A 12641-nucleotide genomic window follows, 5' to 3' on the forward strand; every position below is an offset into this window, starting at 1 on the left:
AGGGAGGGCTCGAGGACGGGGGCGATGAGCTGGAAGGGGCGGCCGTCCTGCTCGACGAAGGTGGTGCGCAGGGGCTCGTGGCGGAGGACCAGCTCGTGGAGTGCGCGGCGCAGGGCCTCCTCATCCAACTGGCCGGAGAGCCGGACGGCGACGGGGACGTGGAGGGTGGCGCTGCTGGTGGCCAGGCGCTCCTGGAGCCACATCCGCTCCTGGGCGAAGGACGTGGGGGCGCGCTGGGGTTGACGGTTCTTCTCGCGCAGCAGCTCGGCGAGCCGCGCGCGCTTCTGCTCAGGGGACAAGGTCATAAAGGAGGGGGCCTTCGCGCTACGCGGAGGGCCGGCGGAGACCTACCGGTCCGCCGGGGCCGCTGGACGTGCGCAGCGGCGTGAGTTCATCAGGAGAAAGGTGCGCCAGGCGTTGGGGCCGTTCCAGTCCGCGCAGACATGCGGTCACTCAAGGACTGAAGGCTCATCACGCGTGGTGGAGGGGCTGTCCGGCCGCGCCTGAGGGGACCGGGGCTGGGTGAACTCTCATCGGAAATAATCTGGCCGAAAGAGACCATCTTTGTCCCGGGCTGGCCAATTTGCCTACGGAGGCGGGGGCTTTGGAGGCACGTCGCGGCAGGTCAATCGCTGACTGCGGACGCGGCGCAGGACAAGGCAGACATGGACTTCAATGTCTGCCTATTCATACGGGTTGTCTGCACCGTGCTGGCACTTCGGCTCCCGCTTCCCATCAGGAGTCCCCGGGCTCCAGCGCACGCAGGAGCTCGTTGAGCTTCTCCGCCAGGGTGGAGACGTTCGGCGGCTGCATCAGGGTGGTGTGGTCACCCGGCACCTCGCTCACCCTGACGCCACCCGAGACCCAGGCCGGCCAGCCCCCATCCGCGGCCCTGGGGAGCGCGGGGGGCACCGAAGCCCGAAGGAACTCGGCTGCGCCTGTATAGAGGCCTCCCGGCACGTACCCGAAGTGCGCCGCGGTGAGCCGCTCGTGGACGGCGAAGAGACGGCCGGCCTGGGACGGCTCCAGGGCCCCGACGGCGGGCAGGTTCCGCAGCCCTTCCATCACCCGCTCCATCAGCTCCGCGCCTTCCAGACCGCTCAGGTGCTCCACGTCGAGCGCCGGGAGGTCCTGCAGCGGGAGTCCCACCATCCGGGCGAAGGTGGCCACCCGCGCTAGCGGCGGTGGCACCGGTTCGGCCCGGCCGCTGGGCGCGTGGCTGTCGATGAGGGCCAGCAGCCCCACCTGCTCGCCCAGGGCCTCGAGCTGCCGCGCCATCTCGTACGCCACCAGCCCGCCCAGGGACCAGCCCGCTAACAGGTAGGGGCCGTGGGGCTGCACCTCGCGCACCTGCTCCACGTAGAGGCGGGCCAGGGCCTCCATGGAGGCGGGTGGCAGCTCGCCGCCGTTCAGTCCGGGGGCGAAGATGCCCTGGATGGGCCGCGCGTTGCCGAGGTGGCGGGCGAGCTCGGCATGGCTGAGCAGGGCGCCTCCGCCGCCGTGGATGAGGAACAGGGGCCGGCGCCGCGAGGTGCCCGTGTCGAGCCGCACCAGGTTGGGCGTGCGCGGGCCTGGCTCCTGGAGCTGCCGCGCCAGGGCGGCGAGCCGCTCGACGGTGGCGCCCTGGAAGAGCGCTGACAAGGGCAGCACCAGTCCGGTGCGCTCACGGATGAGCGCGAGGAGGCGCACGGCGAGCAGGGAGTGGCCCCCGAGGGCGAAGAAGTCGTCCTCGATGCCCACACGCTCCAGGTTCAGCACTTCGGCGAACACCTGCGCGAGCTGCTCCTCCAGCGGGGTGCGAGGGGCGACGTACTCCGCGCGAGCCGCCGAGACATCCGGAGCGGGCAGGGCCTTGCGGTCCACCTTGCCGCTGGGGTTCAGGGGCAGCGCGGGCAGCACCACCAGCGCCGTGGGCACCATGTACTCGGGCAGCTTCTCCTTGAGCGCCAGCCGCAGCGCCGCGACGTCCACGCCGTTTGCCTCGCGGGCCACGACGTACGCCACCAGTCGCTTGTCTCCGGGCCGGTCCTCGCGGACCACCACCACCGCGTCGAGCACCTGCGGCTGTTGGCGCAGGGCGGACTCGATTTCCCCCAGCTCGATGCGCAGGCCGCGCACCTTCACCTGGAAGTCGGCGCGGCCCAGGTACTCCACCGTGCCGTCCATCCTCCAGCGCGCCACGTCGCCGGTGCGGTACAGCCGCGCTCCAGGCTCGGAGGAGAAGGCGTCTGGCAGGAATCGCTCGGCCGTCAGCTCCGGCCTGCGCCAGTAGCCTCGGGCCACCTGGATGCCGCCGATGTACAGCTCGCCCGGCACGCCCACCGGCACCGGCTGGCCCGAGGCGTCCAGGAGGAGGATGCGGGTATTGGCCACCGGGCGGCCAATGGGCACGCCGCGGGCCAGTTCATCTCGCGGGCAGGCGTAGTACGTGACTTCGACGGCGGCCTCGGTGGGGCCGTAGAGGTTGTGCACCTGGGTGGAAGGCAGCCTCTGGTGGGCGCGGCGCGCCAGCTGCGCGGGCAGGGCTTCGCCGCTGCAGAGGAGCCGGCGCAGGTGGGTGAGGCGCTCCAGCCCGGGCTCCTCCAGGAAGGCCTGGAGCATGGAGGGCACGAAGTGCACGGTGGTGATGCGCTGCTCGGCCAGCAGCTTCACCAGGTAGGCCGGGTCCTGGTGGCCTCCGGGCCTGGCGAAGACGAGACGGGCGCCCGCCATCAGTGGCCAGAAGAGCTCCCAGACGGAGACGTCGAAGCTGAAGGGCGTCTTCTGCAGCACGGTGTCGGCCGGAGTGAGGCCGTACTCCTGCTGTCCCCACAGCAGGCGGTTGACGATGCTGCCGTGGGCATTCATGGCCCCCTTGGGCCGGCCGGTACTGCCCGAGGTGAAGATGACGTAGGCCAGCGCGTCTGGCGTGGCCGGTGACGCTGGCAGGGCGGACGCCGGAGGCGCAAGGGAGGCCCAGTCCTCATCCAGGCAGACGGTGCGCGAGGCGTGGGCGGGCAGCACGCCGAGCAGGTGCCGGTGGGTGAGCAGGACGGGAGCGGCGCAGTCCTCCAGCATCCCGGCCAGCCGCTCGCGCGGGTAGGCGGGGTCCAGCGGGACATAGGCGGCACCGGACTTGAGGATGCCCAGCAGGGCCACCATCAAGTCGAGCGAGCGCTCCAGGCACACGCCCACCAGCGACTCCCGGCCGGCGCCCAGGTGGCGCAGGTACGCGGCGAGCCGCGAGGCCCGCTCATCGAGCTGGGCATAGGTGAGGGCCTGGTCCTCGAAGCGCACGGCCTCGGCGTCAGGCGTGCGGCGAGCCTGGTCCTCGATGAGGGTGTGCAGGCAGACGTCGCGCGGGTACGCCTCGGACCGGCCCTGGAAGTCCATCAGCACCTGCTGGCGCTCGGCGGGTGTCAACAGGGGCGCGGAAGCCAGGGCCGCGTCGGGCCGTGCCACCAGGGCTTCGGTGAGCATGCGGAAGTGCTCGGCCAGGCGCCGGGCCGTGTCTGCGTCGAAGAGGTCGGTGTTGTAGCCCAGTGAGCCACTGAAGCCCTGGGCCGTCGCCGTCAGGCCCAGCTCCAGCTCGAACTTGATGGCGCTGATGTCCACCTCGACAGGGCGCAAGGAGAGGCCGGGCAACGCCAGAGAGGAGGCGGGGGCATTCTGCAGGGTGAAGAGGACCTGGAAGAGCGGGGCGCGGCTCCGGTCGCGCTCGGGCCGCAGCTCCTCCACCAGCCGCTCGAAGGGCACATCCTGGTGGGCGTAGGCACCCAGGGCCGTCTCCTTCACCTGCTGGAGCAACTGGCGGAAGGACAGGGTGCCGTCCACGTGCGAGCGCAGCACCAGGGTGTTGACGAAGAAGCCGATGAGGCCCTCCGTCTCACCCCGCTGGCGTCCGGCGATAGGCGAGCCGATGGAGACGTCCCGCTGGTTGCAGTAGCGGGCCAGCAGGGCTTGCCAGGACGCCAGCAGCAGCATGAAGGGGGTCAGGCCCTCCTTGCGGCACAGCGCCTTCACCGCCTCGGAGACCTGGAGCGGGAGACGGACGGGCACCTGGGCGCCGCGGAAGGTCTGCACGGGCGGGCGGGGCTTGTCCGTGGGCAACTGCAGGACGGTGAGGCCGGCGAGTTGCTGCTTCCACCAGGCGAGCTGGGCTTCGAGCACCGCGCCCTGGAGCCACTGGCGCTGCCAGACGGCGTAGTCGGCGTACTGGATGGGCAGCGGCGGCAGCGGTGACGGCCCGCCCTGGACGAAGGCGTTGTAGAGCGCGGCGACTTCGCGCACGAGCACGCCCGTGGACCAGCCGTCGGAGACGATGTGGTGCAGGTTGAGCGAGAGCACGTGCTCGACTGGACCCAGCTTCCACAGGCCCGCGCGCACCAGCGGACCGCCGGCGAGGTCGAACGGCCGCAGCGTGTCCTCGCGGAGCCGTCGCTGCAGCTCCTCACGGGCGGCTTCGGGCTCCATTGCACTGAGGTCCACCACGGGCAGCGGCAGCTCGGCATGGGAAGCGATGAGCTGAAGCGGCTGGCCGTCCTGCTGGGTGAAGGTGGTGCGCAGGGCTTCGTGACGCCGCACCAGCTCCTCGAAGCTGAGGCGCAGGGCGGCCACGTCCAGCGAGCCCTGCATGCGAATGAAGCGGGGGATGCTGTAGGAAGAACCGCCGGGCTCGAGCTGGTCGATGAACCAGAGCCGCTGCTGGGCGAAGGACAGAGGCAGCGGGCCGGTGCGGGGCACGGGGACGATGGCGGGGGCCACGAGGCCATGCGCGGACTCACGGGCGGAATCGATGCGAGCGGCGAGGCCCGCGAGGGTGGGGGCCTCGAAGAGGGCGCGCAGCGGCAGCTCCACGCCGAAGGTGGAGCGGATGCGCGAGATGACCTGGGTGGCGAGCAGGGAATGGCCGCCGAGGGCGAAGAAGTCGTCCTCCACGCTGACCTTCTCCACACGCAGCAGCGCGGCCCAGAGGGAGGCCAGGAGTTCCTCGGTGGGCGTGCGCGGGGCGACGTAGGCGTCTTCCGGGCTGGAGGGGGCCTCCGGTGCGGGCAGGGCCTTACGGTCCACCTTGCCGTTGGGAGTCAGTGGCAGGGCCTCCAGGGAGACGAAGGCGGAAGGCACCATATGGGCCGGCAGTCGCTGCTGGAGGAAGGCGCGCAGGGACTCGGCGGGCACCGGCTCGGAGGACGGGACGACGTAGGCGACCAGGCGCTTGTCACCGGGGACGTCCTCGCGAGCCACCACCAGGGCCTCGCGCACGGCGGGGTGCTCGCGCAGCACGGTGGCGATTTCACCGGGCTCCACGCGGAAGCCGCGCACCTTCACCTGGAAGTCGGCGCGGCCGATGAACTCGACGCGTCCGTCGGCCAGCCAGCGCACCTTGTCGCCGCTGCGGTACATGCGCGCGCCGGGAGTGGGGCTGAAGAGGTCCGGCAGGTAGCGCTCCGCCGTCAGCTCGGGCCGGCGGAGGTAGCCACGCGTTACCTGGGCGCCGCCGATGAACAGCTCGCCGGGGACTCCGACGGGCACCGGCTGCAGGCGCTCGTCGAGGACGTACATGTGAGTATGGGACAGGGGCCGCCCCAGGAGCACGGTGGCCGGTGAGGAGCCCTTGGTGGGCCACTCGACGCGGCCTGCGAGCACGCCCACCGTCGTCTCGGTGGGGCCGTAGTGGTTGAAGACCTCGCAGTCGGGAGCGAGCGCGCGCACCTGTTCCATGAGGGCCCAGGAGGAGGACTCACCGCCGAGCACCAGCTTCTTGCGAGGCAGAACGTGGCGAGGCTCTGCCGCCGTCATGAGGGCGGCGAGGTGAGAAGGCACCAGCTTCATGCAGTCCACGGCGTGACGCTGGAAGTACTCAGCGACGGCGGCGGGGCTGCTGGCGCGCTCGTGGGTGAGCACGTGCAGCAGGCCGCCGGTGCAAAGGGAGGGGAAGAGGACGGTGTTGCCCAGGTCGGCGACGAAAGTGGAGACGAGGGCGAAGCTTTCGCAGTCCTTCAGGCCCAGCCGCTCGGTGGCGGAATGGACGTAGTGGGCGAGCTGCCCGTGGGAGACAGCGACGCCCTTGGGGCGGCCCGTGCTGCCCGAGGTGAAGAGGACGTAGGCCACGTTTTCGGGAGACACACCGCACGGCGGCGCATCCATGGGCTGGCTCGCGAGCAGCCCGGCGTCCGTGTCCAACACCACCTGCCGCGCCTGGCAGGACTCGAAGGCGGCCGCCTGCGCCGAGCTCGTCACCACCACGGGCGCGGACACCTCGTCCACCAGCGCTTGCAGACGGAGGGCGGGCTGTGCAGGGTCCAGTGGCACGTAGGCCCCCCCCGCCTTCCAGATGCCCAGCAGCGCCACCACGGTGTCCACCGAGCGCTCCAGGCACAGCGCCACGCACGTCTCGGGCCCCACGCCCAGCGAGCGCAGGTGCCAGGCAAGCTGATTGGCGCGGGCGTCCAGCTCCCCGTAGGTGAGCACCTGGCCCTCACACGCCACCGCGGGCCGCTCCGGGTGGTGCGCGGCCTGCGCCTCGAAGAGGGCATGCAGGTGGGCCGGCGTGGCGAAGGGCGCCGGAGAGGCATTGAAGGTCTCCAGCACTTGCTGGCGCTCGGAGGCGGACAGCAGGAGCAGGTCCCCCACGCGCGTGTCCGGCGAGGAGACCGCGGCCTCCAGCAGGGTGCGCAGATGTTCCACCATGCGGGAGACGGTGGAGGCATCGAACAGGTCGGTGCGGTAGCTCAGCGTGCCCGACAGGCCGCGGGGCGTCTGCGCCAGCGAGAGCGTCAGGTCGAACTTGGTGGCCTCGGCCTCGCGCTCCAGGGAGAGGAACGACAGGCCCGGCAGAGACAGCGCCGCGGAAGGCGTGTTCTGCAGCACGAGCATGACCTGGAAGAGGGGCGAGTAGCTGAGACTGCGCTGGGGCTGCAGCTCCTCGACGAGCTTCTCGAAGGGCAGGTGCTGGTGCTCGTAGGCGGCCAGGGTGGTGGCGCGCACCTGGGCCAGCAGCTCGCGGAAGGTGGCCTGGGGCCGCACCTGCGTGCGCAGGACCAGCGTGTTGAGGAAGACGCCGATGAGGCCCTCCGTCTCGCCCCGGGTGCGGCCGGCGATGGGAGAGCCGACGGAGACGTCGTCCTGGCCGGAGTAGCGCGCCAGCAGCAGCTGCCAGACGGCGAGCAGGGCCATGAAGGGAGTGGCACCCTCGCGCTGGCAGAAGGCGGAGAGGGCTTCGGACAGAGGCAGGGGCAGGTGGACGGGCAGCAGGGCGCCGCGCTGGGATTGGACGGCGGGGCGGGGCCTGTCGGTGGGCAGCTCCAGCAGGGCCGGAGCGCCGGAGAGCTGCTGCTTCCAGTAGTCGACCTGGCTGTCGAGGACGGCACCCTGCAACCAGTCGCGCTGCCACGAGGCGAAGTCGGCGTACTGGATGGGAAGGGGTGGCAGTTGCGGCGACTGGCCAGAGGAGAAGGCCTCGTAGAAGGAGACCAGCTCGCGCACCAGCACGCCCAGGGACCAACCGTCGGAGACGATGTGGTGCATCGTCACCAGCAGGACGTGCTCCTGCGCGCCGAGGCGCAGCAGCGAGGCGCGAAGCAGCGGGCCGGAGGCGAGGTCGAAGGGGCGAAGCGCCTCGGCGGAAGTCAGGCGGCGCACTTCGGCCTGACGCGAGCCTTCGGGAAGGTGGCTCAGCTCGACGACGTCCAGCGGCAGGGCGGCGGGCGGAGAGATGACCTGGACGGGGCCGGAGGGCTCTTCGCGGAAGGTGGTGCGCAGCGACTCATGGCGATGCACCAGTGCTTCGAGGCTGAGGCGCAGGGCCTCGGTGTCCAGCACTCCGGACACGCGCAGCGCCAGGGGCATGTTGTAGGCGGGGCTGCCGGGCTCGAGCTGGTCGAGGAGCCATAGGCGTTGCTGGGCGAAGGACAGGGGCAGCGCGTCCGTGTGCGGCACCGGCACCAGCGGAGGCGGCTCGGACAGCTCCACCAGCCCGCGCACGAGCAGCGAGCGGTACATCTGACGGGCACGCTGGTACAGCTCACCCCAGGTGAGTGTCTGACCCTCCAGTTCCGCGGCCACCGCGTCCGGCGTGAGGCGGGCCTGCGCCCGGAAGAGCCGGTGCAGGCTGGCGTCTCCCACCGAGGCGGCGGACGGTTCGCGCCACGCGTGGAACAGCAGGTGCTGCTCCTCGGACGTCAGTACGGACAGGCTCGAGAGCGGCCGGTCCGGGGCCGCGAGCGCCACCTCCAGCAGCACGCGCAGGTGTCGCACCATTCGCGCCGCGGTGGCTGCGTCGAACAGGTCGGTGCTGTACTCGAGCTGTCCCCTCAGGCCATGGCCTCGGTCGGAGATGGCGAGGATGAGGTCGAACTTCGCCGAGCGGCTCTCGACCTTCATGCCGCCCATCTTCAGCCCTGGGCCCATCAGCTCGGGCATGGGCGCGTTCTGGTACGCGAGCATCACCTGGAAGAGCGGAGGGCGGCCGGGGGCGCGCTCGGGCCGTAGCGTCTCCACCAGCTTCTCGAAGGGGACGTCCTGGTGCGCGTGGGCACCGAGCATCACATCCCGCACGCGGGCGAGCAGCGCGCGGAAGCTGGGGTCTCCGTCCAGCTTCGTGCGCAGCACCAGCGTGTTGACGAAGAAGCCGATGAGGCCCTCCAGCTCCGCGTGCGTGCGGCCGGCGATGGGCGTGCCGACACTGATGTCGTCCTGGCCGGAGTAGCGCGAGAGCAGCGCCTGGAACGCGGCGAGCACCACCATGGAGGGCGTGGTGCCCTCCTGGCGGCAGAGCGCTTCGAGGGCCTCCGACAGCTCGCGCGGGAAATGGAAGCTGTGCGCGGCGCCGCGGAAGCTCTGCGTGGCCGGACGAGGCCTGTCGGTGGGCAGCTCCAGGGCCTTGGGCGCGCCTTGGAGTTGCTCGCGCCACCAGCCGAGCTCGGTGTCCAGCACCTCGTCTCGGAGCCACGCACGCTGCCAGACTGCGAAGTCCGGGTACTGCACCGGCAGCGGCTCGAGGCTCGCCGGGCGGCCCTCGACGTGCGCCGTGTACAGCGTGCTCAGCTCGTGGGTGAGGACGCCCAAAGACCAGCCGTCCGCGATGACGTGGTGGAGGGTGAGCAGCAGCACGTGCTGCTGCTCCGAGCGGCGCACCAGGAGGACGCGCCACAGCGGGCCCGTCTCCAGGTTGAACGACTGCTGGGATTCGTGCTCGATGAGGCGCTGGAGCGCGGCGTCGCGCTCGGCTTCGGGGAGGGCCTCCAGGTCCAGCCAACCCGCGGGGAGCGCGGGCCGGTCCGCGACGACCTGGACGGGCTGGTGGTCGTGCTCCTGCAGCGTGGTGCGCAGAGCTTCATGGCGCTGGAGCAGGTCCCGCAGCGTCCTCGCGAGCGCGGCCACGTCGAGCGTGCCCTCCAGGCGCACGGCGAAGGGCAGGTTGTACGTGGCGCCGTCGGGCTCCAGCTTCGAGAAGAACCACAAGCGCTGCTGCGCGAAGGACAGGGGCGGGTGGCCGCTTCCCGTCCGGGGCCGGAGCAGGGGCTGGAGCGACGCGGGCCGGTCCACCGACAGCTCCTCGATGCGCCGGGCCAGGGCTTCGATGGTGGGCCGCGAGAAGAAGTCCGCGAAGGACAGCTCCACGCGGAAGTGCTTGCGGACGCGGGAGATGACCTGCGTGGCGCTCAGCGAGTTGCCGCCCAGCTCGAAGAAGTCGTCCTCCGCACCGGGCGCGTCCACCTGGAGGATGCGCGCCCAGAGCGCCGCCAGCTCGCGCTCGCACTCGGTGCGCGGCGGACGGGAGGTGCTCTGGGACTGGAAGGACGAGGGGGCCGGGAGGGCCTTCCTGTCCACCTTGCCGGTTTCGGTGAGGGGCAGGGCGTCCAGCCGTCCCACGGCGGAGGGCACCATGTACTCGGGCAGCCGCTGCTTGAGGTCCGCGCGCAGGGCCGCCAGGTCCAGGGACTCGGGCGCGACGACGTAGCCGACGAGGCGCTTGTCGCCAGGACGGTCCTCACGGGCCACGACGATGGCCTCGCGCACCCCAGGGAAGGCGAGCAGGGCGGCTTGGACTTCCGCCAGCTCGATGCGGTAGCCGCGCACCTTCACCTGGGCGTCGGCGCGGCCGGCGAACTCGAGGATGCCGTCCGCGCGCCAGCGGGCGAGGTCTCCGGTGCGGTAGAGGCGTGCGCCGGGGACGGAGGAGAAGGGATTGGGGACGAAGCGCTCGGCGGTGAGGGCGGGCTGCTCCACGTAGCCGCGCGCCAGGCCGTCTCCGCCAGCGAACAGCTCGCCAACGACGCCCGGGGGCACGGGCTGGCCCTGGGCATCGAGCACGTAGACCTGGGTGTTGCCGATGGGCCGGCCGATGGGGACGGAGGCGCCCAGGGTGGAGGCGTCGGTGATTCGGTGGCAGGAGGTGACGAAGGTGACTTCGGTGGGGCCGTAGCAGTCGGTGAAGGGGATGCGCAGCTCTTCCAGCACTCGACGCACGTGGGGCGCGCTCACCACGTCACCACCGGAGAGCACCTGCCTCAGCCCCCGCATGGAGGGCAGGTTGTGCTCCACCAGCTGGGAGAAGAGGCCTGCGGTGATGAGCAGGGTGGTGACGCCGCGGCCGGTAATCACCTCACCCAACTCCTGGACGTCGGAGGGGGCATGGGGCGGGAAGATGACCAGCCGCGCGCCATGCAGCAGCGGGCCCCAGATTTCGAAGGTGGACGGGTCGAAGGAGATGGGGGCGATGTGCAGGAAGGTCTCGTCCGGCCCCAGGTGCGCGTAGTCGACGCCGAAGAGGGTGCGCAGCACGGCGGCCTGCGGAATGGCCACGCCCTTGGGCCTGCCGGTGGAGCCGGAGGTGAAGTCGATGTACGCGAGACTGTCGGGCAGGGCCGAAAGAGGCGGCGCGTGCGTGGGCAGGCCCTCCAGGGAGAGGGCTTCGAGCACCACCGTGGAGACGCTCTCGGCGGGAAGCCTGGGCAGCAGCGCGCCGGTGGTGACGAGCGCGAGCGGGCGCGAGTCCTCCAGCATGGCGGCGAGGCGCTCACGGGGGTAGCTCGGGTCCAACGGGACGTAGGCGCCACCGGCCTTGAGGATGGCGACCAACGTGACGATGAGCTCCAGGGAGCGCTCCAGCGCCACGGCGACGCGCGAGCCGGTGGAGACGCCGAGGCGGCGCAGGTGCCAGGCGAGCTGATTGGCACGCTCGTCCAGTTGCCGGTAGGTGAGCGCCGTGTCACCGAATTCGATGGCGACCTTGTTGGGGAAGCGTGCCACGACGCGGGAGAAGACCTCGGGCACGGTGGAGTCACGCGGGTAGTCAGCGGCGGTGGCGTTCCAGTCCACCAATACCTGCTGACGCTCCTCGTCGGAGAGCGGACGGGCCTGGGCTGAATCGCCGTGCGGCTCCACGGGGCGGGGTCGTGCCTCCTCGCGCGCGGCCACGTCTTCCAGGGGGATGACCGGCAACGACAGCGCGAGGGTGTCCCGCTGCTTGCGGATGGTCGGTGTGCCCCTGCCTTCGAGGGCGGCGTCAATCAGGCGCGCCACGCCTTCCACGGTGGGGGACTCGAACAGGGCGCGCAGGGGCAGCTCCACGCCGAAGGCGGCGCGGATGCGGCTGATGGCCTGCGTGGCCAGGAGCGAGTGTCCGCCGAGGTCGAAGAAGTTGTCGGTGGCACCCACGCGTTCGACGTGGAGGAGCTGGCTGAACAGCTCCGCGACGCGCTCCTCGGTAGGGGTGCGGGGCGCGACGTAGTCCTTCGCGTCGCTGGCGAAGTCCGGCGCCGGCAGGGCCTTGCGGTCCACCTTGCCGTTGGGGGTGAGGGGCAGCTCGGGTAGCAACACCACCGCCGTGGGCACCATGTACTCGGGCAGGGTTTGCTTGAGGGCGGTGCGGAGTGTGGCGCCGTCCGTGTCCGCGCCTTCGCGCGCCACCACGTAGCCCACCAGTCGCTTGCCGCCGGGCCCGTCCTCGCGTGCCACCACCACGGCTTCGCGCACCGGGGGCAGCTTCGCGAGGGCGGACTCCACTTCGCCCAATTCGATTCGGAAGCCGCGCACCTTCACCTGCGCGTCCGCGCGGCCCACGAAGTCGAGCGTGCCGTCCTCGCGCCAGCGCACCACGTCGCCGGTGCGGTACAGGCGCGCGCCCGCCTCGCCGGAGAACGGGTCCGGCACGAAGCGCTCCGCGGTGAGGGCCGGGCGGCCGGGGTAGCCGCGCGCCACTCCCACGCCTCCGAGGTGCAGCTCTCCCTTGACGCCTACGGGCACCGGCTCGCCGCGCGGGTCCAGCACGTACGCACGCGCGTTGGCGAGCGGCCGGCCGATGGAGGGCACCCGCCCGTCTGCAACGCACTCGGTGAGCGTGGCGATGACGGTGGCCTCCGTGGGGCCGTAGGTGTTGAGGAGCCTGCGGCCTGGAGCCCAGCGCGCCACCACGTCGGCGGGTAGGGCTTCGCCACCGGAGATGACGGTGCGCAGCTCGGGCAGTCCGTCCGCCGGCGTGGCCGCGAGGGCGGCCGGCGTGAGGCTGATGACGGTGAGCGCCTGCTCGTGCAGCAGTTGGTGCAGGGGCGCTCCCGGCATGAGCTTCTCCAGCGGCGCGAGCACCAGCGTGGCCCCGGAGGTCAGCGTGGTGAACACCTCTTCCACCGACAGGTCGAAGGCCAGGTTGGCGAACTGGA

The 12641-nt window shown here is 71.4% G+C and carries 2 protein-coding genes; both read right to left on the reverse strand.

Features of this window, described 5'->3' with window-relative positions; translation table 11 throughout:
* On the reverse strand, positions 1-305 hold a 305-nt coding region (locus tag G4D86_RS51175), incomplete at its 3' end, for a condensation domain-containing protein (RefSeq protein ID WP_205520429.1).
* 430 nt (positions 306-735) lie between these two features.
* Positions 736-12641: non-ribosomal peptide synthetase (locus tag G4D86_RS51180; protein ID WP_164003014.1), on the reverse strand; the 11906-nt coding region annotated here is incomplete at its 5' end.

Source organism: Pyxidicoccus caerfyrddinensis, assembly GCF_010894405.1.
In the GTDB taxonomy this organism is placed as follows: domain Bacteria; phylum Myxococcota; class Myxococcia; order Myxococcales; family Myxococcaceae; genus Myxococcus; species Myxococcus caerfyrddinensis.